Annotated in this window: 22 protein-coding genes, 1 tRNA gene and 4 pseudogenes; 15 read left to right on the forward strand and 12 right to left on the reverse strand. The window is 63.1% G+C overall.

What is annotated here, in order from left to right:
• Positions 1–639: 639 nt before the first annotated feature.
• The gene (locus AC0V8S_RS06390) at positions 640–861 is read right to left on the reverse strand and encodes a DUF768 domain-containing protein (protein WP_475437187.1); all 222 of its coding nucleotides are present in this window, start codon (positions 859–861) and stop codon (positions 640–642) included.
• A 489-nt stretch (positions 862–1,350) separates the two neighbouring features.
• Here AC0V8S_RS06390 and AC0V8S_RS06395 point away from each other — a divergent pair, with 489 nt between their 5' ends.
• Positions 1,351–1,677, forward strand: a complete 327-nt coding sequence (locus tag AC0V8S_RS06395) for a GYD domain-containing protein (RefSeq protein ID WP_183464196.1) — start codon at positions 1,351–1,353, stop codon at positions 1,675–1,677.
• A gap of 417 nt (positions 1,678–2,094) precedes the next feature.
• Here the strand turns inward: AC0V8S_RS06395 and AC0V8S_RS06400 are convergent, their stop codons facing one another.
• Positions 2,095–2,748 (reverse strand): glutathione S-transferase family protein, encoded by a 654-nt coding sequence (locus AC0V8S_RS06400; protein WP_475437188.1) that lies wholly within the window; start codon positions 2,746–2,748, stop codon positions 2,095–2,097.
• Positions 2,749–3,045: 297 nt separating this feature from the next.
• Here AC0V8S_RS06400 and AC0V8S_RS06405 point away from each other — a divergent pair, with 297 nt between their 5' ends.
• Positions 3,046–3,240 carry a DUF2188 domain-containing protein gene (locus tag AC0V8S_RS06405; protein WP_183464194.1) on the forward strand — a complete coding sequence of 65 codons (195 nt, stop codon included), beginning with the start codon at positions 3,046–3,048 and terminating at the stop codon, positions 3,238–3,240.
• Between the two features lie 397 nt (positions 3,241–3,637).
• Here the strand turns inward: AC0V8S_RS06405 and AC0V8S_RS06410 are convergent.
• A tRNA-Ala gene (locus tag AC0V8S_RS06410) sits at positions 3,638–3,713 on the reverse strand.
• A 163-nt stretch (positions 3,714–3,876) separates the two neighbouring features.
• Here AC0V8S_RS06410 and AC0V8S_RS06415 point away from each other — a divergent pair.
• Together AC0V8S_RS06415 and AC0V8S_RS06420 are read left to right on the forward strand one after the other, a co-directional pair.
• On the forward strand, positions 3,877–4,179 hold the full coding sequence (locus tag AC0V8S_RS06415) for a YggT family protein (protein ID WP_096458128.1): 303 nt from the start codon (positions 3,877–3,879) through the stop codon (positions 4,177–4,179).
• Entirely contained in the window at positions 4,176–4,511 is a 336-nt protein-coding gene (locus tag AC0V8S_RS06420) for a DUF167 family protein (protein ID WP_475437189.1), read from the forward strand. The genes AC0V8S_RS06415 and AC0V8S_RS06420 overlap by 4 nt, the downstream gene beginning before the upstream one ends.
• Positions 4,512–4,514: 3 nt before the next feature.
• On the opposite strand, the gene AC0V8S_RS06425 is transcribed toward AC0V8S_RS06420, so the two are convergent.
• The 3 genes from AC0V8S_RS06425 to AC0V8S_RS06435 are packed head-to-tail and all read right to left on the reverse strand — an operon-like array spanning position 4,515 to position 7,282.
• Positions 4,515–5,396 (reverse strand): MurR/RpiR family transcriptional regulator, encoded by an 882-nt coding sequence (locus AC0V8S_RS06425; protein WP_475437190.1) that lies wholly within the window; start codon positions 5,394–5,396, stop codon positions 4,515–4,517.
• A gap of 45 nt (positions 5,397–5,441) precedes the next feature.
• Entirely contained in the window at positions 5,442–6,509 is a 1,068-nt protein-coding gene (locus AC0V8S_RS06430; RefSeq protein ID WP_475437191.1) for an ABC transporter ATP-binding protein, read from the reverse strand.
• A 2-nt stretch (positions 6,510–6,511) separates the two neighbouring features.
• Positions 6,512–7,282, reverse strand: a complete 771-nt coding sequence (locus tag AC0V8S_RS06435) for an SDR family NAD(P)-dependent oxidoreductase (RefSeq protein ID WP_475437192.1) — start codon at positions 7,280–7,282, stop codon at positions 6,512–6,514.
• Positions 7,283–7,464: 182 nt separating this feature from the next.
• Between AC0V8S_RS06435 and AC0V8S_RS06440 the strand changes: the two genes are divergently transcribed.
• The 5 genes and pseudogenes from AC0V8S_RS06440 (at position 7,465) to AC0V8S_RS06460 (ending at position 13,406) form a co-directional block, all read left to right on the forward strand.
• Positions 7,465–8,697: an ABC transporter substrate-binding protein gene (locus tag AC0V8S_RS06440; RefSeq protein WP_475437193.1), complete on the forward strand. Its 1,233-nt coding sequence runs from the start codon at positions 7,465–7,467 to the stop codon at positions 8,695–8,697.
• Between the two features lie 482 nt (positions 8,698–9,179).
• Positions 9,180–10,049 (forward strand): carbohydrate ABC transporter permease, encoded by an 870-nt coding sequence (locus AC0V8S_RS06445; protein WP_475437194.1) that lies wholly within the window; start codon positions 9,180–9,182, stop codon positions 10,047–10,049.
• Positions 10,046–10,870, forward strand: a complete 825-nt coding sequence (locus AC0V8S_RS06450; RefSeq protein WP_475437195.1) for a carbohydrate ABC transporter permease — start codon at positions 10,046–10,048, stop codon at positions 10,868–10,870. The genes AC0V8S_RS06445 and AC0V8S_RS06450 overlap by 4 nt, the downstream gene beginning before the upstream one ends.
• 23 nt (positions 10,871–10,893) lie before the next feature.
• Positions 10,894–12,369 (forward strand): annotated as a pseudogene (locus tag AC0V8S_RS06455) (M81 family metallopeptidase).
• 80 nt (positions 12,370–12,449) lie between these two features.
• Positions 12,450–13,406 (forward strand): IS5 family transposase, encoded by a 957-nt coding sequence (locus tag AC0V8S_RS06460; RefSeq protein ID WP_183458334.1) that lies wholly within the window; start codon positions 12,450–12,452, stop codon positions 13,404–13,406.
• Positions 13,407–13,723: 317 nt separating this feature from the next.
• On the opposite strand, the pseudogene AC0V8S_RS06465 reads toward AC0V8S_RS06460, so the two are convergent.
• From AC0V8S_RS06465 to AC0V8S_RS06490, 6 genes and pseudogenes are all read right to left on the reverse strand, one after another.
• Positions 13,724–15,777: pseudogene (locus AC0V8S_RS06465) on the reverse strand (M3 family metallopeptidase).
• Between the two features lie 92 nt (positions 15,778–15,869).
• On the reverse strand, positions 15,870–16,304 hold the full coding sequence (locus AC0V8S_RS06470) for a nuclear transport factor 2 family protein (RefSeq protein WP_475437196.1): 435 nt from the start codon (positions 16,302–16,304) through the stop codon (positions 15,870–15,872).
• On the reverse strand, positions 16,301–16,945 hold the full coding sequence (locus AC0V8S_RS06475; protein WP_095204325.1) for a carbonic anhydrase: 645 nt from the start codon (positions 16,943–16,945) through the stop codon (positions 16,301–16,303). The genes AC0V8S_RS06470 and AC0V8S_RS06475 overlap by 4 nt, the downstream gene beginning before the upstream one ends.
• A gap of 146 nt (positions 16,946–17,091) precedes the next feature.
• A pseudogene (locus AC0V8S_RS06480) lies at positions 17,092–17,858 on the reverse strand (DUF429 domain-containing protein).
• Complete coding sequence (pdxY, locus tag AC0V8S_RS06485) at positions 17,855–18,739, reverse strand: pyridoxal kinase PdxY (protein WP_475437197.1); 885 nt, start codon at positions 18,737–18,739, stop codon at positions 17,855–17,857. The pseudogene AC0V8S_RS06480 and the gene pdxY overlap by 4 nt, the downstream one beginning before the upstream one ends.
• A gap of 12 nt (positions 18,740–18,751) precedes the next feature.
• Positions 18,752–19,003, reverse strand: a complete 252-nt coding sequence (locus tag AC0V8S_RS06490; protein ID WP_475437198.1) for a hypothetical protein — start codon at positions 19,001–19,003, stop codon at positions 18,752–18,754.
• A gap of 163 nt (positions 19,004–19,166) precedes the next feature.
• On the opposite strand from AC0V8S_RS06490, the gene AC0V8S_RS06495 reads away from it, so the two are divergent.
• The 6 genes and pseudogenes from AC0V8S_RS06495 to ppa all read left to right on the forward strand — a co-directional run bounded on the left by AC0V8S_RS06495 (position 19,167) and on the right by ppa (position 23,681).
• Entirely contained in the window at positions 19,167–19,805 is a 639-nt protein-coding gene (locus AC0V8S_RS06495) for a LemA family protein (RefSeq protein ID WP_475437199.1), read from the forward strand.
• Positions 19,806–19,853: 48 nt separating this feature from the next.
• A complete protein-coding gene (locus AC0V8S_RS06500; protein WP_475438583.1) occupies positions 19,854–20,654 on the forward strand; it encodes a TPM domain-containing protein in 801 nt (266 codons plus the stop codon).
• A gap of 4 nt (positions 20,655–20,658) precedes the next feature.
• A pseudogene (locus AC0V8S_RS06505) lies at positions 20,659–21,554 on the forward strand (TPM domain-containing protein).
• A gap of 4 nt (positions 21,555–21,558) precedes the next feature.
• Positions 21,559–22,197 (forward strand): TPM domain-containing protein, encoded by a 639-nt coding sequence (locus AC0V8S_RS06510; protein ID WP_183464180.1) that lies wholly within the window; start codon positions 21,559–21,561, stop codon positions 22,195–22,197.
• Between the two features lie 243 nt (positions 22,198–22,440).
• The gene (locus AC0V8S_RS06515) at positions 22,441–22,947 is read left to right on the forward strand and encodes a GNAT family N-acetyltransferase (RefSeq protein ID WP_010912199.1); all 507 of its coding nucleotides are present in this window, start codon (positions 22,441–22,443) and stop codon (positions 22,945–22,947) included.
• Positions 22,948–23,147: 200 nt separating this feature from the next.
• Positions 23,148–23,681 (forward strand): inorganic diphosphatase, encoded by a 534-nt coding sequence (gene ppa, locus AC0V8S_RS06520; protein WP_095204318.1) that lies wholly within the window; start codon positions 23,148–23,150, stop codon positions 23,679–23,681.
• The last annotated feature ends 1 nt before the right edge of the window (position 23,682 follow it).

Here is a 23,682-nt window from a genome sequence, read left to right on the forward strand (position 1 = left end):
ATGGCCCGCGCCCATTTGCAGCGGACGCGGGCCGACCAAAGATCATGCCGAATTTTTGGCCAGCGGCCGGAACCGGTCAGAACCTCCCGCCGGCTATTCAATTAGCTTGCGCTGAAATAGTTCCGGGAACTTTACTTGGGGCCTTTTTGACCCGCGCCCCTGTTGCAGGACGCGGGTCGACCAAAGGAGGGACCTTGGCCGGCGCCAGGACCGCTGAAGAGCCCTGCCACCGTGGCTCAACCTGCCCTGAGCGTCGAGGTTCCGGACCCCAAACGAAAAACCCGCCGTCCCATTCACGGCAATGGCGGGCCGTCCCTAGGGATTAACGGGACTTGCGAGGGCGTTGGTGGACCCCTGCCGGTGAAAAGAACTATTAGAGATGACTAATGTTCCACCGGCTTATGAAAATGGGCCTTCTAGACTAGCGCGTCTTCGGCTATCTAACGCCCGTCCTTTGCCGTGCCCGTAGGCGTTCGGGCTAAGCGTCGGCGAATAGATCAGCCCGACCCGCTTCCCCCCGATTGCGCTTCCATTAGCTTGCGTGCATATTTTGAAGGGCCGGGTATCTCCATTCCCGGAAGGCCCGGTTGACGTTCCCCCTGTGTCACCCATAGCTGTGCGGCAGCCGGGCCACTCCGGTCATTCCGCCACGCCGGCCACACGATGAACGATCGCGTCCAGGATCGCTTCATAGGCGCTGCCAATGTCTTCCTCGATTTCAACGCTCCCGATTCCTAACGCTTTGGCGTCGGCGAATAGCTTTTGCGTCAACTCGGCAACCGAGATAACGTCGGCGCCGACCGTGTCGGGGACGTTGGCCACAGCCCATTTGTACAAAAAGTCTGTGCCGCGCGTGCTCATCCAAACCAGCCAAACGTTACGCTGACCATCAACACCGCAAACAGGATTGAGAGTGGCACTGCGACGAACAGTCCTACCTCCAGAAATCGAGTCTCTTTGTCACTGAACATTAGGCGCGCCTTATGGATTCTTCGTTGAAACCACAAGGCGCGAACCCCTGTTTCGGTTCCGCCCACTTTCATCGACAATGGCTCTGCCGAGTAAAAATGCTGTCGCCAGGCCAGCCCGCTGCGGGGGGGCATCGGGCTGTTGGGTGTTCATACCCAATGAGCAGCGAAGGGCTAAGAGAAGTCGTTGCTCTTGATCAGCCTATGAGACCGACCGCAGGTGCGCGACTTACGGATTCGTAAGAAGATTCCTCAAGCCCACCCGTGAGGGGCGAAGCTTGCGCGCGGTTGCCTTGCGCTTCCATTAGCTTGAGCGCATATTTCGTCACCCGGTGAACCTGCGCCGTAAGCCGGTCAGGCGACCCCCGCCCGGAGGCGAACCATGGCCATGTATCTCACGCGATTCAGCTACACGCCCGAGACCTGGGCGCGCTTGATCAAAAACCCCGAGGATCGACGCGAGGCGGCTCGTTCGTACATCGAGTCGGCGGGTGGAAAGCTTCACGGGTTCTGGTACGCCTTCGGAGAGCACGATGGCTGGAATCTGTGGGAGGCGCCAGATAACGTTTCGATGGCATCTGTCGTGCTTGCCATCGGTGCGGGCGGAGCGCTCAGCGCATGCGAGACCACCGTCCTCCTAAGCGTCGAAGAGACGATGGAAGCCCTTGGGAAGGCGAAATCAATCCGGTATCGCCCGCCGGCATCGTAAATGGCGGCCCAGAGCCCCGCCAGCGCGCGTGCAGCGAGTGAACGTGCGCCGGCGCGCGTTCGCTGGCCACCTCTACACCGCCGAAGCGTCCCGCGCGTGCGTGGCGTATAATAATCGGACACTAGTTGCATAAAGATCGTTGCGCGAGTGACGCATTTCTCGCTCGATCTCAAAAGGGAGGCTGGACATGAGGCCCTTCACAACCGTTACCGTTGTCCTCCTCATTTTGATGGCCCTAATGCATGCGCTACGGCTCTGGTTAGGCTGGAAGGTCACTGTAAGTGGCATCACCATCCCCATGTGGGCGAGTGCGGCAGGCTTCTTTGTCACTGCAGGACTGGCGATAGGGCTCTGACGCGAAAGGCAATAGAGTTCGGTCGGGAATCGCTGTGGGCACCAAGTGTTAGGCTCCATTCACTAGGATGCGATCTCGGCATCCTGCATCGCCAGAAGGTCGAATGGCTCGGCGAAGCCGGGCAATGCCTCAATGCGACCGGCCCAGGCAACGATGCTCGGCCACGCCGCGAGATCCCTGTTGCTCAGGCGCGCGAAAGCGACCTCGCCGTAGCAGCAGATATCGGCAATCGTCGCCGTGTCGCCGACGAGGAAGCGATGGCCCGAGAGATGGGCGTCGAGGATGTCCAGAGCAGCCCTACCCTTGCGGTCAAACTCTGCCACGAGCACCGGATCGAACGAGAGCGGCAACAAGTTGCGACGGCCCAGTTCGATGCTATACCAAGCATAGAGCGGCGGCATCAGCCGGTCGGCGTCCCAAAACAGCCACTCCCGGACGTGTTGGCCCGCTTCGACATTGGCCGCGCCAAAGCAGCCGAGCGTGTCCGCCAAGTATTCCAGGATTGCCGCCGACTGTACGAAGACCCGGCCGTCATGCTCGATCACCGGCACCTGACCCCAGCGGGATAGAGCACGGAATTCGGGAGTCAGGTGCGTGCCGCGCTGGAAGCTGATGTATCGAAACGTGAAGCCGGTGCGGCACAGGCGCAGCATCAGCGCGATCCGGTAGGTCGGTAGGGAATGCGGGCTACCATGTAGCGTGAACCTGCCGCTCATCGCCTCCTCCTGCGCTCATGACATGATCAAACGGTCGAGACCATCATAACGCGGGTATTTTCGGGCGTCTTGTCGAGCGGAGCCGGGCACCAAATGTTAGATTCCTACCACTAGACGAGGTAACGCATAGGCCGAACAGATGAAGGAGAAAGCTCTGGTCACCTTTCGGCAGCGGGCATGGTGGTCTGCCCGGTCTGAGCGGTAGCGAAGATCTGGGCAGGCATTGCAGCGGGTTCGCTACCGTGGTTTGCTGAGCCGGGGCGTGGGTGGGCACTATTGGCAAACATTAGATACTACGTGTCGAAAGACGCGGACCGGTGGAAGATCCGGTACGAGGACAAAGAATATCCTTATGACACGCACACGGCAGCGTTGATCGCCGCTATCAAGGCTGCGAAAGGCGCCGTCTCCCATGGGTATGCTGCCGAGGTCCTGGTGCAGGGCATCGACGGCAAATGGCGCACAGAATGGTCTGACGGGGATCAGCGCTGAATCCTCGCACAGAGTATTCCGAAAATTGCTGAGCTTTTACAAAATTGCTCAAATCGACATGGCCGCCGGCGCCAGGAGGCCGGTACTCGCCGAGGTAGAACCGTCCGTCAATGGGATGCGAGGAAATTTGACAATGTTGCTGTGCTATCAAAAAATTGCGCGATTACGCGCTTCGGCGCTTTCGCTTAAGTCCGGGCGACGACCACCCTCTGCCCGCCGGATCCTTCTTGGGATCGAGCGAAAGCCCTTGGCGCGCGTGGCCGAGATCAGCGCTGAAACTCCGGGCGGCCTCGACGCTGGATCGTCAGCCGCGATCATCTAAAGTGGGGATAAAAGTGGGGATAGAATGACTCCTTGAGAAATCATTCTTTAGATTCAGCATCTTGGGATGTTCCGATGGTGGAGCTGAGGAGGATCGAACTCCTGACCTCGTCATTGCGAACGACGCGCTCTCCCAGCTGAGCTACAGCCCCGTCCAACGGATGGCGCATTTATCGGGCGCGACAGATTTCTGTCAAGGCGGCGTTTTGCCGAAATTTCCCCCTCACCAATCGCCGCCTGCCGTGCGGAACATGGCCGGCCCTTGCCGGTCGGGCCGGCAGTGGCTACATGTCGCGCATTCGCAAGGAGCAAGAGATGATCGCAGTTTTTTACACGCTGCATACCGCAATCAACATCTATTGGTGGATCATAATCGGCGCGGCCATCTTCTCCTGGCTCTACGCTTTCAACGTTGTCAATTCGCGCAACCAGGCCGTCAATTCGATCGGTACCATGCTATATCGGCTGACCGAGCCGGCGTTACGGCCGATCCGCCGGTTCCTGCCCGATCTCGGCGGCGTCGATATCTCGCCGATCGTCCTGCTGCTGGCGCTGACATTCATCAGCGTGTTCTTGAATTACACCGTCCAGCCGCTGTTTGGCATCGGCCCGATGTGAGCTCCGCCGCCAGTTCATGCTTTCGTACCCGCGAGAACGGGATTGAGCTGTTTGTCCGGCTGACACCAAAATCCTCAGTGGACAGGTTGGAAGGTGTCGAAACATCGGCGGACGGGCGAAGCCATTTCAAGGCGCGGGTCCGTGCCGTGCCGGAAAACGGCGCCGCCAATCAAGCGCTGCAGAAGCTGGTCGCCAAGACGCTGGGCGTGCCGGCATCGGCTGTTTCGGTGGTCGCCGGCGGCACGGCCCGGCTCAAGACGCTGCGCATAGCGGGCGATCCGAAGGCGCTGGCACGGAGCATCGAAGCGCTCAGCGGCCAATCCTCCGGCTGACGTTCAATCGCCCAACGGCAGCCTTGGATCATCGACCTTCAGCGTGTTCACGCTCTGCTTGATGCGGCGCAAATTCTCCAGCACCTTCGGGCCGCGCGTCTCGGCAACCGATGTCACGATCATGTCAACGATCGCCAGCAGCGCGTAACGCGACGATGTCGGCTTGTAGATGTTGCCGTCCTCGAGCGGCTGCAAATGGATGACTGTGTCGGCGGCCTTGGCCAGCGCCGAATCGGGCGCGGTGATGGCGACCGTGGTGGCGCCATATTGCTGGGCAACCTGCACCGCCTCGATGACCGAGCGGGCATAGCCGGACACCGAAAAAGCGACCACGGTTGTGTCCGGAGTGGCGACGGCGGCGTACATGCGCTGCAACTGGCCGTCGATCTGCGCCAGCACCGGCAGGCCGAGCCGGAACAGCCGGTTCTGCATCTCGGTCGCCATCATCGAGGAGATGCCGCCGGAGCCGATGCACAGCACATTGCCCGATGTCGCAAGCCGCTCGGCGACGGCGACCAGCGTCGTCATGTCGAGGTTCTCGCTGGCGCGCTGGATGGCCGAGATCGCCGCTTCGGTGATGGCCGAGGCGATGCGCTGCTCGCGCGCATCCCGGCTCAGCGGTTCGGGCGACAGATACTGGCCGCCAATGGCGATGGCCTGCGCCAGGTAGAATTTGAAATCGCGCAGCCCCTCGCAGCCGAGATTGCGGCAGAAGCGGGTCACCGTCGGCTCGCTGACGCCGACGCGCGCGGCGATCTCGGAGATTGCTGCCTTGGAGGCAAAGTCGAGATCAGAAAGCACAAGGCTGGCCAGTCGGCGGTCTGACTTGGTGCCGTCCTGCGCCATCAGCTGCAGCCGCGTGATGATGTCGGCCGGCGTCTTCATTTTTGTCGCTTCGTATTCATGCCATTGCCTTCGCAGGGGTAGGCGTTATAGCGGCAGGCCGGTCGTCTTGTCGAACAGATGGATGTTGCCGGGATCGACCGAGACCGGCAGCAGGTCGCCCGGCCTGACCGGCACCCTGTCGCGGAACACGGCGCGTACCGTATCCGTGCCGATCGCGCCATAGACATGGGTTTCGGAGCCGGTCGGCTCGACGACATCCACCTTGAGCGCCATGGCGTCGGCGGCCGCGCCGATGATGAAGTGCTCGGGCCGGATGCCAGCCTCCACGGCACTGTCCGCCGGCACCGCCTTGCCGGCAAGCGCAAGCCGCCCGCCACCGGCCGATTCGAACCAGGTTTTTTCAGACGTTGCCTTGAGAGCCCCGGAGACAAAACTCATCGACGGCGAGCCGAGGAAGCCGGCGACGAATTTGTTGGCCGGCCGGTCGTAAAGCTCGAGCGGCGCGCCGACCTGCTGGATCCGGCCACGGTCCATCACGACGATGCGGTCGGCCATGGTCATGGCCTCGATCTGGTCGTGGGTGACGTAGACGATGGTGGATTTCAGCCGCTGGTGCAGCGCCTTGATCTCGACGCGCATCTGCACGCGCAATTGCGCGTCGAGATTGCTGAGCGGCTCGTCGAACAGGAATACCGAGGGTTCGCGCACGATGGCGCGGCCCATGGCGACACGCTGGCGCTGGCCGCCCGAGAGCTGGCGGGGATAGCGGTCGAGATAGGAGAAGAGGTTGAGCACCCCGGACGCCTTCTTGACCTTGTCGTCGATCGCGGCGCGGCTCTCGCCGCGGATCTTTGGGCCGAAGCCGATATTGCCCGAGGCTTTCAAATGCGGGAACAGGGCATAGGACTGGAACACCATGGCGATGTTTCGCTGCTGCGGCGGCAAATCGTTGGCGCGTGTGCCGCCGATGAGAAGATCGCCCGAACTGATCGTCTCCAGGCCGGCCAGCATGCGCAGCAGGGTCGACTTGCCGCAGCCGGACGGGCCGACCAGCACCACGAACTCGCCGCTCTTGATATCGAGATCGATGTTCTCGAGAATCTTGTGCTGGCCGAAGGATTTCGACAGGTTGCGAAACAGGACGTCGGTCATGGTCACGCTCCCAATATATCGTCGATGAACGGCAGGCAGCCGGCGGTCAGTCCGGCGTCCACCGGCATCACCACGCCTGTTACGCCCGACGCGCGGTCCGAGGCAAGGAAAGCCACCGCTTCCGCCACTTCCGAGGCATTGACGATGCGGCCGAGCGGATAGAGCCGCTTGAGCTTGCCGAGGATCTCCGGGTCCTTGGCCAGGCGATGGTCCCAGGCAGCGGTGCGGATCGATCCGGGACAGACGACATTGGCACGCACGCCGCTGCGGCCAAGCTCGACGGCGATCGATTTGGCATAGGCGTTGATGCCGGCCTTGGCCGCGGCATAGGCCGGGTTGCCGAAATGCGCGATGGCGTTGACGGAGGAGATGAAGACGACGCTGCCTGAACCGCGCGCCGCCATCGCCTTCACGATCGGGTCGGCGAAAATCATCACCCCGGTCAGATTGAGGTCGAGTTCGTGTTCGATCTTGTCGGCGTTGAGCGCGGAAATCGTCTCGGCGCGCGTCCAGCCGGCATTGTTGATCAGGATGTCGGGCACGCCGTCCTGGTCGAGTATAGCGGCGATGCCCGCCTCGATCGAAGCCCGGTCGAGAAGGTTGAAGACATGGCGCGACGCAAGCTGCGGGCTTGCCAGCGCTTCCTCCGACCGGTCGCAGCCGACCACGCGGGCGCCCCTGCCCGCCAGCAATGCGACGATCGCCGAACCAAGGCCGCCGCCGGCACCGGTGACGACGACAGTGCGGCCTTCGAATTCGGCTTTCGAAACCACGGCGCTTGCTCCTCCCGCAGGTCAGGCAGATGCCGGCAGGCTACTGAAAGGAATGTAATTAAGCAACACGATAATCCGCTTGCATGCCGCAAATTCCTCGATAATGTAGGAAAGTCACATAAATCTTGTGCCCGCCATCGGCACAAGGAGCGCAAATACTGGGAACAAATGGGAGAGATCAGATGAGCCTTGCCAAATGGACTGTCGGCCTGATGGCCGGAATGAGCATGCTGGCCTTCGCGGCGCAGGCGAATGCGGGTGAAGTGCGCGTCACCGTCGCCGAATACAGCGCCAAGACCGGTCCGTATTTCGAAGCGGTCAAGAAGGAATTCGAGGCCAAGAACCCCGGCATCACCGTCAAATTCGAAGTCGTGCCGTGGGATGTGCTGTTGCAGAAGCTGACCACCGATATCACCGCCGGCACCAATGCGGATCTGTCGATCATCGGCACGCGCTGGCTGATCGACTTCGTCCAGCAGGACGTCGCCGAACCGCTCGACGGCTACATCACGCCTGACTTCAAGGGCCGCTTCATCGACACTTTCCTGTCGCCCTCAATCATGGGCGGCAAGACCTACGGCCTGCCGATCGCGGCCTCGGCGCGCGCCATGTATTACAACAAGGAGCTGTTCGAGAAGGCCGGCATCGCCAAGCCGCCGGCAACCTGGACCGAGCTGCAGGACGATGCGCGCAAGATCAAGGCGCTGGGAACCGGCGCCTTCGGCTTCGGCCTGCAGGGCAAGGAGATCGAGACCGACGTCTATTACTACTACGCCATGTGGTCGCAGGGCACCGAGATCCTCAACAAGGATGGTACGTCGGGCCTCGGCACGCCGGGCGCGCTCGAAGCCGCCAAGCTCTACAAGTCGATGATCGACGAGGGGCTGACCGAGCCCGGCGTCACCTCCAACAACCGCGAGGATGTGCAGAACCTGTTCAAGCAGGGCAAGGTCGGCATGATGATCACCGCGCCCTTCCTGTCCAACCAGATCAAGGACGAGGCCCCGACCCTGAAATATGGCGTGGCCGCCATTCCGGCCGGCCCGACCGGCGCGCGCGGAACCTATGGCGTCACCGATTCCATGATCATGTTCAAGAACTCCAAGAACAAGGATGAGGCGTGGAAGCTGATGGATTTCCTGTTCACCACGGAGCAGCGCGCCAAGTTCACGCAAGGCGAAGGCTTCCTGCCGGTGAACAAGGAAGAGGCCAAGATGGATTATTACGTCAACAATGCCGATCTCGCCGCCTTCACCGCACTGTTGCCCGACGCCCGCTTCGCGCCGGTCATTCCGGGCTGGGAAGAAGTCGCCCAGATCACCTCGGACGCCATGCAGAAGATCTATCTCGGCGGCGACCCCGAGGCAGGTCTGAAGGACGCGGCGGCGAAGGCCAATGCAGTGCTGAAGAAGTAGCTCAACAAATAGGGCGTATCTCCCTGCGCCCGTGGCGCGCCCCAGACTCAGGCGGGGCGCGCCACTCCCTTGCAGACTTGAGCAGAAAGATAGATCGGCGATGTCAGCGCCGCCTCAGCCAGGCTCCTTTCCTCTCCCTCCGGAGGGGGAGAGGTGGCTCGGCGAAGCCGAGACGGAGTGGGGGAACCACCTGGCAAATGCCGCGAACGGACATAGGAAAGGTACTAGGCACAAGCATCGCCTCGCCTTACGCCCAAGGGTCGACCTCCACTCCGTCGAGCTTCGCTCGACACCTCTCCCCCGATCGACGGGGGAGAGGAAGGGCTCCCTTCCGCAACTGCTGCGGAGGACGGGCAGGCAGGTGAGGGGCGGCGCAAACGCCGGGAAAGAGTTTGAAGCCGAGAGCCTAAGAAGACCAAGTCAGTTAGCCAGGCTGGCAAGCCAGCACTACGGATGCCTCGCAACGCGGTACAAACCAGCCGATGCAAAATCGTTTCCTGCCCTATCTCCTGACCTTGCCCAGCCTGTTCCTGGCGGCGGTGGTCATCTTCTGGCCGGTCTGGGACCTGATCCAGATCTCGACGCATGACGTCAACCGCTTCGGCCAGCTGCGCGAGTTTAGCGGCCTTGCCAATTTCGCCGCCCTTGCCGCTGATCCCGATTTCGTCGCGGCACTCTGGCGCACCGGCCTTTGGACCGTGCTGGTGGTCGGCGGCGCGCTGCTTTTGTCGGTGCCGGTGGCGATGATCCTCAACACCGATTTCTACGGCCGCGGCATCGCCCGCGTCATCATCATGCTGCCCTGGGCGGTGTCGCTGACCATGACGGCGGTGGTCTGGCGCTGGGCGCTCAGCGGCGAAAGCGGCATGCTGAATTCGGCGCTGCTCGGGCTTGGCCTGATCGACCACAACATCCAATGGCTGGCCAGTGCCGAGACGGCGTTCCCGATGCAGGTGGTGATCGGCATATTGGTGACGGTGCCGTTCACCACGACGATCTTCCTCGGCGGCCTGTCGTCGATCCCGGACGATCTCTACGAGGCGGCGGCGCTCGAAGGCGCGACGCCGCTGCAGCAGTTCCGCGAGATCACCTTTCCGCTCTTAAAACCGTTCATCAACATCGCCATCGTGCTCAACACCATCTATGTCTTCAATTCCTTCCCGATCATCTGGGTGATGACACAGGGCGGGCCGGCCAACTCGACCGACATCCTGGTCACCCACCTCTACAAGCTCGCCTTCCGCATCGGCAAGCTGGGCGAGGCCTCGGCGGTGTCGCTGGTGATGTTCGCCATATTGCTGGTCTTCACCATGATCTATGTTCGCCTCGCCATGCGGGAGCAGCGCGCATGACAAGCAAACTCAAACGCACTGTCATCGCCTGGCTGCTGCTGGCGCCTTTGATCGTGGTGACGATCTTTCCCTTCGCGGTGATGTTCCTCACCGCGGTCAAGCCAAGGCAGGAGGTGCTGTCGCCGACCTGGTGGCCGAGCGAGTTCCGCTGGTCGAATTTTGCCGACATGTGGGTGGCGACCGGCTTCGGCCAGGCGCTGGCCAATTCGCTCTATGTCTCGGTCATCGCCACGGTCGGCGCCATCCTCATCTCGGTGCCGGCGGCCTACGCCATGTCGCGCTTTCGCTTTACCGGCTATGGCGCCTTCCGCCAGTTCCTGCTGATCTCGCAGATGATCTCGCCGATCGTGCTGGTGCTCGGCCTGTTCCGGCTGATGGCTGCCTGGGGGCTGGTGGAAAGCACCACGGCGCTCGGCTTCATTTACATGGCCTTCAACGTCGCCTTCACCGTGTGGATGCTGCAGAGTTATTTCGACACCATTCCGCGCGACCTCGAGGAGGCGGCCTGGATGGAGGGCGCCGGCCGCTGGCTGACCTTGCGCAAAGTGTTCCTGCCGCTCTGCCTGCCGGCGATCGCGGTGACGGCGATCTTCACCTTCATCAACGCCTGGAACGAGTTCGTCGTCGCGCTCACCATGCTGCGCAGCCAGGAAAGCTACACGCTGCCGATCCAGGTGTTTTCCCTCGTCGCCGGCCGCTACACGATCGAGTGGCACCACGTCATGGCGGCGACGCTGCTGGCGACGCTGCCGGTGGCGATCCTGTTCATCTGGCTGCAGCGCTACCTCGTGCGCGGGCTGGCGCTCGGGGCCGTTAAATAGACTTTGCATCCCACGGAGCTTACATGCGCATCTTCACCGCCTCGCTGGCGACGGAAACCAACACCTTCTCGCCGGTGCCGACAGACCGGGCCTCGTTCGAGATGGCGTTCTATGCCGGGCCGGGCAAGCATCCGGACACGCCGACGCTGTGCTCCTCGCCGATCGTCGCCTTGCGCCGGCGCGCAGCCAAGGAAGGGCTGACCGTCATCGAAGGCACCGCGACCTGGGCCGAGCCCGGCGGCCTGGTGCAGCGGCAGACTTTTCGAGGCGCTGCGCGACGAAATTCTAGACCAGCTCAAGGCGGCACTGCCGGTCGATGCGGTCATCCTCGGCCTGCACGGCGCCATGGTGGCGCAAGGCTATGACGATTGCGAAGGCGACCTGCTGGAACGTGTGCGGGCAATCGTCGGGCCTGATGTGGTGGTCGCCTCGGAGTTCGATCCGCACAGCCATCTGACGCCCAAGCGCGTGGCGGCGTCCGATGTCATGGCCTATTTCCTCGAATTCCGCACACCGATTTCTACGAGCGCGGCGAGCATGTCGTTGAGCTTGGCCTGGCCGCCGCGCGCGGCGAGATCAAGCCCGTCATCTCGACCTTCGACTGCCGCATGATCCAGGTGCTGCCGACCAGCCGCGAGCCGATGCGCTCCTTCGTCGACCGCATCAAGGCGCTGCACGGCAAGGACGGCGTGCTGTCGGTGTCCGTCGTCCACGGTTTCATGGCCGCCGACGTGCCCGAAATGGGTACGCGCATCCTCGTCGTCACCGACAATGACAAGGCCAAGGGCGACGCGCTGGCGGAGCGGCTGGGGCGCGAGCTTTACGCACTGCGTGAAAAGACGGCGATGACGATGCTGGATACCGCCGACGGCATCGACCGGGCGCTGGCCGTGCGTGCGGAAAGACAGGACAGACCGGTGATCATTGCCGACATCTGGGACAATCCCGGCGGCGGCGTTGCCGGCGACGGTACGGTCGTGCTGCGCGCCATGCTGGAACGTGGCCTGAACAATGTCGGTGTGGCGACGATCTGGGATCCGATCGCCGTGACCTTCTGTCAGGCGGCGGGCGAGGGAGCCGTCATCGATCTGCGCTTCGGCGGGAAGGCCGGGCCATTGGCCGGCGAGCCGATCGATGCCCGCGTCAAGGTGCTGAAGGCCGTCTCTGAGGGATGGCAGAGTTTCGGGCCGAGCCGGGTGACGCTCGGGCCGACAGCACTGGTCCGCATCGAAGGCACCGAGATCGACATCATCCTCAACACCAACCGCACCCAGACCTTCGAGCCGGACATCTTTTCAAACATCGGTGTCGATCCGCTTAGCAAGGATATCTTGCTGATCAAGTCGACCAACCATTTCTACGCCGGCTTCGAGCCGATCGCGGCGGAGATCATCTACGTCACGGCGCCGAGTTCGTATCCGAGCAATCCGGCGATGACGGATTACAGGAAGCTGACGCGGCCGGTGTGGCCGAGAGTGGCGGATCCGTGGAAGGCGTAGGGTTCTCCCTTCTCCCCTTGTGGGCCTGTTGCGTAATTCGCTGGTTGTGATTCTCTGAGAGGGAGCTCGGAGGAATCGCGATGGCGGTGAAGCAGACTGGACAGTTGAGCTTGGCGGAGGCTTTTCTGGGCCACAAGCTGACGGGGGGTTCTTCGCCACTCGACCGTCTGTCGGGTCTGGTGAAGTGGTACCGGTTCGAGAAGCTGCTTAATGCGCTGCGCGATGGTGGACCGGGTCGAGCTGCCTGGCCGCCGCTGGTGTTGTTCAAGGCACTGTTGCTGCAATCGCTCTACGGACTGTCGGATCGCGAGTTAGAGGAAGCGCTGGGCGATCGGCTGTCGTTCCGGCGCTTTGCTGGGCTGGGGCTGGACGATACAATCCCCGACCACACGGTGCTGTCGCGTTTTCGCAATCTGCTTGTCAGCGAAGGGCTGATGGAGAAGCTGTTTGGCGAACTGGACCGGCAGTTGGAGAAGGCCGGCGTGATCCTGAAGCGCGGTACGATGCTGGATGCCACGCTGATTGATGCGGTCTCGACGCCGCCGACACCCGAGCGGCCGTCGCAGGATACGGACGCCCGCGTCACAGCACGCAAGGGCAAGAGCGGCCTTACCTTCGGCTACAAGGCTCATGTCGGGGTGGATGAAGGCTCTGGCCTGATCCGCACGGTGATCACGACACCGGCCAACGTCAACGACACGGTCGTGGCTGATCACTTGATCTGCGGTGATGAGAAGACGGTATGGGCAGACGCAGCCTATGACACCCATGCCCGCCGTGCTCGGCTCAGGGCGGCCGGCAAGAAGGTGCGCATTGCACGGCGCCCCAACAAGCATCATGCGCTGCCGCCGCGGCTCAAGCACTACAATCGCCTGATCGCCAGACGGCGAGCAGCGGTGGAGACCACCTTCGCCACGCTCAAGAACCGCATGAAGCTGACCACGATCCGCTACATCGGGTTGGCCAAGGCTGCTGGTCAGGTGACAATGGCGGCCATCGCTTTCAACATGCGCCGATGGGCCGCCATCACGGGATAGGTGCGTCCACAATCCGGCCAGCCAAGGCCGAACCGCCACCTCAAACATCGAAACCAGACCTCAACCCCTAAGAACCAGCAATAGCCCGCTGATCCTGTTCCCCCGCCGTTCCTCCCAGTAACTGCGCAACAGGCCCCTTGTGGGAGAAGGTGGCCTCGCGAAGCGAGGTCGGATGAGGGGTGTTCCAGCTTGGCGCCATCGCTTGCAAAGCCACGACCGGGTTCCTCGCCAACGCCTCACTCCGCTGGAACACCCCTCATCCGCCTCGGCGCTGCGCGCCGATCCACCTTCCCCCACAAGGGGGAAGGAAGAAGGCGCTACACCAGCCCGCGCTTCACCATCATCGCTTCCGGCGACGGCATCTTGCCGCGAAACGCGGTGTAGAGCTCTTCCGGGTCCTTCGAGCCGCCGGCGGCGTAGATGTTCTTGCGCAGCCGTTCGGCCAGCGCCGGATTGAAGGGATCGCCGGTCTCTTCGAAGGCGGCGAAGGCATCGGCGTCGAGCACTTCCGACCACATGTAGGAATAGTAGCCGGCGGAATAGCCGTCGCCCGAGAAGACATGGCCGAAATGCGGGGTGCGGTGGCGCATGGCTATGGTGTCGGGCATGTCGAGCTTGTCGAGCGTTTCGGCTTCGAAACGAAGCGGCTCGGCAGGAGCATCGGGCCGAGCGTGATAGGCCATGTCCATCAAGGCGGAAGACGTGAATTCCACCGTGGCGAAACCGGCGCCGAAGGTGCGCGTGGCCAGCATCTTGTCGAGCAGCGCCTTCGGCATCGGCTTGCCGGTCTTGACGTGCAGCGCGTGCTTTTCAAGCACCGCCGGCACCGTCAGCCAGTGCTCGTAGAGCTGCGAGGGCAGTTCGACGAAATCGCGGCTGACGGAGGTGCCTGACACCGATGGCCAGGTGACATCGGTCAGCATGCCGTGCAGCGCATGGCCGAATTCGTGGAACAGCGTTTTTGCCTCGTCGACCGACAGCAGTGCCGGCTCGCCGGCCGGCGGCTTGGCGAAGTTCATGATGTTGTAGATCACCGGCTTCGAGCCGTGGCCAAGCTTATAACCGGACTTCAGCGCACTCATCCAGGCGCCGGAACGCTTTGAGGGCCGCGCGAAATAATCGGCGAGGAACAGGCCGCGCTCGCTGCCATCGGCATTTTTCACGACGAAGACGCGCGCGTCCGGGTGCCAGGCGACGATGCCCCGTTTCTCCTCGAAGGTGATACCGAAGAGCCTTGTCGCCACGTCGAAGCAGGCGTCGATGACGCGGTCGAGCTGCAGATAGGGCTTCAGCTCCGCCTCATCGAACGCGAATTTTTCCGCGCGCAGCTTCTCCTGGTAGAAACGCCAGTCCCAGGCGGCGAATTTCTCGTTGCTGCCGGCTTCCGCCGCCAGCCGCTCCAACTCCTTCTGGTCGGCTGCGGCCTTCTCCAGCGCCTTTTCCCAGACCGGATCGAGCAGATCGTGCACCGCCTTCGGCGTCTTGGCCATGGTGTCGTCGAGCTTCAGCGCGGCGAAGGAGGCGTAGCCGAGCAGTTTTGCTTTTCGGCCCGCAGCCGCAGCATGTTGCGCACCACTTCGGTGTTGTCGCTGGCGCCGCCATTCTGCCCGCGCATGGTGAAGGCGCGGAAGGCGATCTCGCGCAGGTCGCGGCGTTCCGAGAAGGTGGTGAACGGCTCGTAGATCGAGCGCGACAAAGTGACGGCATAGCGACCCTTCTGGCCGCGCATCTCAGCGGCTTCGGCCATCGAGCTCTTCACAAAGTCCGGCAGGCCGGCAAGGTCGGCTTCGTCGAGGAACAGCGCCCAGTCGCGTTCGTCGGCGAGCACGTTCTGGCCGAAGCTGGTGCCGAGCGATGACAGCTCTTCGCTGATCTTCGCCAGCCGCTTCTTGCCTTCGGCATCGAGCTTGGCACCGGAACGGACGAAACCCTTCCAGGTCTTTTCCAACACCCGCAAGGTCTCGGCGTCGAGACCAAGGCTTTCGCGACGCTGGTAGAGGTCGTCGATGCGGGCAAACAGTCTCTCGTTCATCGAGATCGCCGAGAAGTGCCTCGACATCTTTGGCGAGATGTCGCGCTCCAGCGCCTGGATGGTGTCGTTGGTGTAGGCGCCGGCCCGACACCAGAAGATCGACGAGACATGATCGAGCGCTTCGCCGCCGAGTTCCAGCGCGGCAAGCGTGTTCTCGATGGTCGGCGCATCCGTGTTGCCGGTGATCGCCTCGATTTCCGCCTCATGCGCTTTCAGCGCCGCGTCGAAGACCGGGGAAAAATCGTCGTCGCCGATATGGGCAAAGTCGGGCAGGCCGAGCGGCCCTTGCCACGTGGTCAACGGATGGGCGGCAAGGTCGACGGCTTTCGTGGAGGGCATGGAGGGTCTTTCGCTAGGCATCAAGGAGGGAGGGTGTCACCGATGTAGGGCGCGGTCCGCCGGCCCGCAATATGGCAGTTGGCCGATCCGGCTCAATAGGCTTCGCAGTTTTCGGCGATGGCTGCCTGCGAGCTGGCGGTGATGCGGTTGTCGGCCACCGCGAAGGTTTCCTGCATCAGCATGTCATTGTCAGGGAAGTCGTAGCAGGCGATCACCGTGGTGACGCCGCCCTCGCTCTTCTCGATCCGGTGGCGGATCGCGGCGCCCGCAACCGCGCCTTTCCATTCATCGAGCGAGGCGATGAATTCCTGCTTGCTCTGGACGACGCCGAGGTCGTCGAGCTTGATGCGGACGTCGTCGGCAAGCAGGTCGGTGAGTTCGGTGCGGTCGGCGACCAGCAGCGCCGAGTACCAGCGGCTGATGATGGCACCGTCATCGGCGCGGGCGGCAACGATCGCTATCAGCAGCGCGACGGCGGTGAAGACGACCGAACGGACGTTCCCCACCTGGCGCGCCTTACCGTTCATTCCAGCACCGGCCGCTCGAAATCGCCGGTCTCCTTGTTCATCACCCAGAGTTCGCCGGTCGAAATGTCGAACCAGGCGCCGTGCAGCGACAGCCGCCCCTTGCCCTCGAGGATGGAGACGCAAGGGAAGGTCCTGAGGTTGGCGATGGAATAGCGGATCGAGATGCGCTCGAGGGCCGTCTGGCGCTCCGTTGCCGTCATGAAGGTGCTGGAAGAGACCGTTTCAGCTGCCGGCGCGATCAGGCTCATCCATTTGCCGATGAAGTCGCCGGGAGACAGCGGCGCGGCATTGGGGTCGAGCGCGGCGCGGATGCCGCCGCAACGGCCATGGCCCATGACGACGATGTTCTTGACCTTCAGGCTCTGCACCGCAAATTCGAGCGCCGCCGAGGTCGAATGGAACTCGCCATCCGGCTCGTAGGGCGGCACCAGATTGCCGACATTGCGCAGCACGAAGAGTTCGCCTGGCCCGGCATCGAAGATCGCTTCGGGGGCCGAGCGGGAGTCGCAACAAGCGACGATCATCGTCTCCGGGGCCTGCCCCTCGCGGGCGAGTTCGCGATAGCGGCCGCTCTCGGTGAGGTAGCGGCCATTCATGAAATTGCGGTAGCCGGCGAGGAGGTGATCGGGAAGATGAGGCATGGGCGGCTAAGGCCTTTCCGGGGTTGGAGGCGGCAGCTCTTTGCGGTCGAGAAGGCTCTAACGGTAAAAGCCTGTCGCGAGCAATGCAGAATTGTGGGGGCTGGCTATAAATGCCATGCGCATAAGCGGGACGTCCGCCGATACTGTCATGCCCAGATGGCGACCGGTATGCCAAAACCGTCAGTGAGCGGCGGGTCCGGAAACGACCTGGCCTTGCCGCTGGCGATGCGGCCGGCGATCAGCATCATGACGGCCGCATCGAGTAAATCATCCGCGGCGGCACCGCGCGGCGGTGGCTGGTCGAGGAAGCCCATGTCATAGCCGTGCCGGCACAGCAGCGCCTTGCGCTCCGCCATGCCGGCCGGATCGACGGCGCCCTTTATCTTCTTCGGCAACTGCATGGCCCGGTCGGCATTCAGGCGGTAGAAGGCGACTTCCGGATGCGATTCGAAGATTCGGCCGCGCAGGTCGGGCCGAGCGATCAGCAAGGTGTCGATCTCGCGGATTTTCGAGAAGATACCGAAGGCCTGGATGGAAACGCCGCGCGGCGGGTCGGATGTCGCCCTGGCCACCTCGCTTGCCCTGCGATGCGCGGCGTACCAGGCTTCGACGGTGGTGAAATCGCTCGTGTCGGCATAGAGCGCGGCGCGGGACGGGATCGAGAAAACGCTGGATTGGCGTGCCCCGAGCAGCGGCCTGACCAGCGCCTCCGGTCCACGCCCGCCTTTGCTGGAAAATTCGGCAAGCCAATCGGCATGTCGACGGCGACGATCGCATCGTCGGGGCAGGCCGCAAGCAGCGCCGCGAAACTGGCGAAAACCTCGACGGAGGGCGTTGAGCCGGGTCCGCGCCGCACGGCGATCCAGCCGGCCTTGCAGCCGTCGGCGCCGACAAGCGCGACCTCAGAGATCACGCCCGGCGGTCCCGCCCCGGATGCGTGAGGTGGCGCAGCTGCACCATGGCCATCGGGTGCGACAGGCTCTGTGCGTCGGTTTCGAGCTGCAGCTCGTCGCCGCCGCGTTTTGCCGTGCGCGCCAGGATCTCGTAGACCGCCGCCGTGGTCGACTGCAGCGCCTTGATCGGCGGCTGGCCGGAGAGGATGCGGGCGAGGTAGACGGCAGCCGTCAGGTCGCCCAGGCCGTTCGGCGGCTTGTCGATCAGCCGGTGCTCGGCGAGCAGCGCCTGGGTGCCGTCGAGCAGCAGATTGCCTGTGCCGCCAATCATCATCGACTGCGCCGAGGTGACCAGCATCGTCGACGGTCCGGCATGGAGTGCGGCCGAGATCACCGATTTGAGGTCGGGCAAGGGAACACCGGCCATCCATTCCAGTTCGTAGCGGTTGGGCGTGGCAATGTCGGCGATCGGCATCAGCAGGTCGCGCATGGCGGCGGCGGTGGGCTCGGGCACGTAGAGACCGCCGGAATCACCCATCACCGGATCGCAGATATAGACGGCATCAGGCGTCCTGGCCTTGACCGCCGCGACCAGCGAGGCGACGGCCTCAGCCTGGCCGGCCTCGCCGAGATAGCCTGACAGCACGGCGCCGACCTCGCCCAGCCATGACGCCCGCTCCAAATCGGCCATCAGCGCCTTGAACTGGTCGAGCGGCGGCACGATGCGCGTCGCCCGACCATGGCCGGGATGCCAGGGCAGGATGACCGTTGGCACCGCCCAGACCGGAAAGCCCAGCGTCTCCAGTGCGAAGACAGCGGCGCGATTGCCGACCGAGCCACGCGCGACATGGCTGGAAATGACGATGACCGCACGCGGCGCGTCGGGTTTTTCGGCGCTCATTGTTTTTGATTCCTAGCTGCCCCGGGTGAGGAAAAGCACGAGCCAGACCATCAGGCCCAGCGCCAGAAGCAGGCCGAGTATCCTGCCAATGCGCGTGCCCCAGACTTCGATCGGGTCGGTACGGTCGGCGTCGGCCGCGCCAACATGGTCGCGCATGCCTTTCGTCGTCCGCGCCACGAAGGAGGTGCCGGCCGGATCGGTCTCCTGCGCGACGCGCTCGAGGATACGGCGCGATTCCCTGTCGCTGTCCTGGCGTTCCGCCATGATGATGTCCCGTTTTGACCAGACCTTATCGCGTTCGCGCGGCCAATCACAGGGCCTTGCGAGGCGCGGGGCGATCCGGGTCGGCAGTTGCCGCCCGTGGCCGTTTTCTTGCGCGCTCATTGTGGTAATGCTTCGCATGCAACTTCTACCGAGGGACCCCATCATGCTTGCCCAGCGCCTTGCTCGACCATCGACATTCCGCACGCTGCCCGCCTTCCTGATGATGGCAATCGTGCTGCCGCTGCTCGCCGGCTGCGGCTACAACACGATCCCGACAGCGGAGGAAAACGCCAAGGCGGCATGGAGCGAGGTGTTGAACCAGTACCAGCGCCGCGCCGACCTCATCCCCAATCTGGTCGAAACGGTTAAAGGCTACGCCTCGCATGAAAAGGACACGCTCGACGCGGTCGTCGAGGCGCGCGCCAAGGCGACGCAGATCACGGTGACGCCGGAAACGCTGAAGGATCCCGAAGCCCTCAAGAGGTTCCAGGATGCCCAGGCCGGGCTGACCAGCGCGCTGTCGCGGCTGATCGCGGTGTCGGAGGCCTATCCCGACCTCAAGGCCAACCAGAACTTTCTCGCGCTGCAAGCCCAGCTCGAGGGCACCGAGAACCGCATCGCGGTGGCACGGCGCGACTACATCCAGGCGGTCAGGGACTACAACCTCACTCTGAAGACGTTCCCGTCAGTGCTGTGGGCGACCTTCTGGTTCCGCAGCAACGAGCCCTTCGCCAATTTCACCGTCGACGAAGACAAGATGCAGCCGCCGAAGGTCGATTTCGGCACGAAGCAGGGCGGGTGATAGCCGGAGCCAACCGTCGTGATCTTGCGGGCCGATGAGGGACGGCGTCTGGGTCGCCTTGTCGCCGTTGTGCTGTTCGTCCTGGCGCTTCCGTTCGCGGCCCTCGCCGCGGACCTGCCGGCGCTCACCGGCCGCGTCGTCGACAATGCCGGCATCATCGATGCTGGCACCAAGGCGGCGCTGACGCAAAAACTTGCCGCCTTCGAGACCAAGGGCTCCGACCAGATCGTCGTCGCCACCATCCCCAGCCTCGGCGGCGAGGAGATCGAGCCCTACGCCAACCGGCTGTTCCGCTTCTGGAAACTCGGCCAGGCCAAGGAGAACAACGGCGTCCTGCTGCTGGTCGCGCCGAACGACCGCAAGATGCGCATCGAGGTCGGCTATGGGCTGGAAGGCACGCTGACCGATTTGCACACCAAGCTGATCATCGAGAACGACATGGTGCCGGCGTTCCGCGCCGGCGATTTTTCCGGCGGCATCTCCAAGGCCGTCGACGACATGATCATGGTGCTGGAAGGCAATCCGGAAGAGCTGGTGGCGCGCGGCGAACGCAACCAGCAGCCACCCATCAACACCGACAATTTGTTCTTCGCGGTGTTCATCGGCATCTGGGCGATCATCTTCTTCGGCAGCATCGCGGCCTCCATCCTGCCGCCGATCTTCGGCCAGAAGCTCGGACCCGGCCGCTATCGCTGGCTCGGCATGACCTTCGAGCCTGGCCGGCGCTCCTCATCCGGTGGCTGGTCCTCGGGCAGTTCCAGCGGTGGCTGGTCTTCAGGTGGCAGCGGTGGTGGCTTTTCCGGCGGTGGCGGTTCGTCCGGTGGCGGTGGCTCCTCGGGAAGCTGGTAAGGGCATGACGACACGCATCATCAGTCTGTTGAGACCTGGCTATCTTAAGCGGGCGATCCATGCGCTCCTGGCTACGCTGGCGCTGCTTTTGTCCTGCTTCGCGGTTTTCGCCGCCGAGTTGCCGGCGCTGACCGGCCGCGTCGTCGACAATGCCGGCATCATCGATTCCGGCACCAAGGCGACGGTGACGCAGAAGCTTGCCGACTTCGAGAAAAGGGCTCCGACCAGATCGTTGTGGCGACCATTCCCAGCCTCGACGGCGAGGAGATCGAACCCTACGCCAACCGGTTGTTCCGCTTCTGGAAGCTCGGCCAGGCGGGTGAGAACAACGGCGTGCTGCTGCTGGTGGCGAAGAATGACCACAAGATGCGCATCGAGGTCGGCTATGGGCTGGAAGGCACGCTGACCGACCTGCACACCAAGTTGATCATCGAGAACGACATGGTGCCGGCCTTCCGCGCCGGCAATTTCTCCGGCGGCATCTCGAAGGCTGTCGACGACATGGTCATGGTGCTCGAAGGCAATCCCGAGGAGCTGGAAGCGCGCGGCAAGCGCAATCCCGCCGACAGCAGCACCCCCATGGACCCGATCGTTACGATTTTCCTGATCCTGTGGGCGACGATGTTCTTCGGTGGTCTGGCGATGGCGTTCCTGCCGCCGATGTTCGGCACAAAATTGTCGCCGGGCGTATACAAATGGCTGGGCATGACGTTTCGTTACGGCCGGGGGCCGAGCGGATCGTCGTCGGGCTCCAGCAGCTGGACATCGGGTTCGTCAAGCAGCGGCTGGTCGTCGGGAAGCTCCGGCAGCAGCTGGTCGTCCGGGTCGAGCAGCAGCGGCGGCGGGTTTTCGGGCGGCGGCGGCTCGTCCGGCGGTGGCGGTTCTTCAGGAAGCTGGTGAGACAATGGCAACACGACCGATCAGTCCCGAAGATCACGAACGCATCGCCGACGCGATCCGCGCCGCAGAAACCAAAACCGATGGCGAGATCTACTGCGTCGTCGCGCATGCCAGCGACGGCTATTTCGCGCCCGCCGCCTTGATGGCGACGCTAGGCATGCTGATCGTCAGCCTCGCCGTCGCCTATGGGCTGGAGGCGTGGTGGCTCACCATCCGGCTGCCGCATTTCGTCATCGCGCAATTGTTGGCGCTGGCCTGCGTGATGGCCCTGTTGTGGGCGATCCCCGGCCTGCGCATCCATATGGTGCCACGGCGGCTGCGCTATCAGGCGGCGCACGCCAATGCGATCAAGCAGTTCCTCGCCCGCAACGTCCACCGCACCACGGCGCGCACCGGCGTGCTGGTCTTCGTCTCGATCGCCGAGCGCTATGCCGAGGTGGTCGCTGATTCGGGTATCGACGCCAAGGTCGGCCAGCATGTCTGGGACGGCGTGGTGCGTGACCTGACGGCGCATGCCGGCGACGACCGGCTTGCCGACGGTTTCGTCAAGGCGATCGAGCAGGTGGGCGCGGTGCTGGCCGAGCATTTCCCGGTCACCTCGGGCGATACCAATGAGCTAGACGACCATCTGGTCGAAATCTGAAAAGCCCGCCTGCAAACGCTACTCAGCCGGACGCCTGACGCGGCTTTCTGCGCTTCCGATGCTCACGGACCCAAAAGTCCGCTGCGCTTCGGTTCTCGAAAGCCACGCCATCCGTCTCGGCTGAGCGCGTTTTCAGACGGGCTTTGCGTCATGTTAGCAATGTCAGGATCGGCTGTGAGAAAGCGTTTGGCGGGCCACGCGGACTCTTGCAATCGGGCGATGCGGGTTTATGGTTAACAAATCATGAATACGCTGACGATCGACATCCGGAAAGCCGACCCGCGCGATGCAGGCGCCATTGCCGAAGTGCATCTGGAAGCCTGGCGCGGCGCCTATTCCGGCATCATTCCCCACCGCACGCTAACGTCGATGATCAATCGTCGCGGCGCCGACTGGTGGGCGAATGCGATTCGCCGCGCCGCCACCGTGCTGGTGGTCGAAATCGGCGGCACGATTGCCGGCTATGCGACGATCGGCAAGAACCGGGCCCGGGAGCTCAAGCAGCAAGGCGAGATCTACGAATTGTACCTGCGCCCGGAATATCAGGGCATCGGTCTCGGCCGGCGGCTGTTTTCGGCAGCCAGGGCGCGTCTGGCCGACCATGGCCTGAAAGGCATGGTGGTCTGGGCGCTGGAAGACAACCAGAACGCACTGGCCTTCTATGCCGGCGCCGGCGGCCGCGATGTCGCCGAAGGTGTCGAGATCTTCGAACAAAAAGCGCTGAAGAAGGTCGCCTTCGTCTGGGAATGACAGCCCGGGGATGATCGCGAACCGCAAGGTCGGTACGCGGTGCGTGTCCCAGTGAAATCACGACGCTGAAACATCTTGTGCCGATGATTGAACGCATCGGATCGTATCGCGTCTCGCCTGACGTCCGGGAATACGATTCGCCGCATTGCGCCATTCTGCGCCGCCCGCTATCTCCTCCCCATCGAGAGAGGGACAAAGCCATGCGCATTGAAGCCATAGCCATCGGAAAGAATCCGCCTGAGGACATCAACGTCATCATCGAGGTGCCGATCGGCGGCGAGCCGATCAAATACGAGATGGACAAGGAGGCCGGCACACTGTTCGTCGACCGCTTCCTGCACACCTCGATGCGCTACCCCGGCAATTACGGCTTCGTGCCGCACACGCTGTCGGGCGACGGCGATCCGATCGACGTGCTGGTCTGCAACACGCGTGCCCTGGTGCCGGGCTGCGTCATCAATGTCAGGCCAATCGGCGTGCTGGTGATGGAAGACAATGCCGGCCAGGACGAGAAGGTCATCGCCGTGCCGTCGCCGAAGCTGACGCTGCGCTACGAGAACGTCACCGAATACACGCATCTGCCCGAAATCACGCGCCAGCAGGTGCAGCACTTCTTCGAGCACTACAAGGATCTCGAACCCGGCAAATGGGTCAAGATCGAAGGCTGGCACGATTCCAAATATGCCAAGAAGATGATCGTTGACGCGATCGAACGGGCGAAGAAGAGCAAGTAGC

Source organism: Mesorhizobium oxytropidicola (assembly GCF_056174625.1).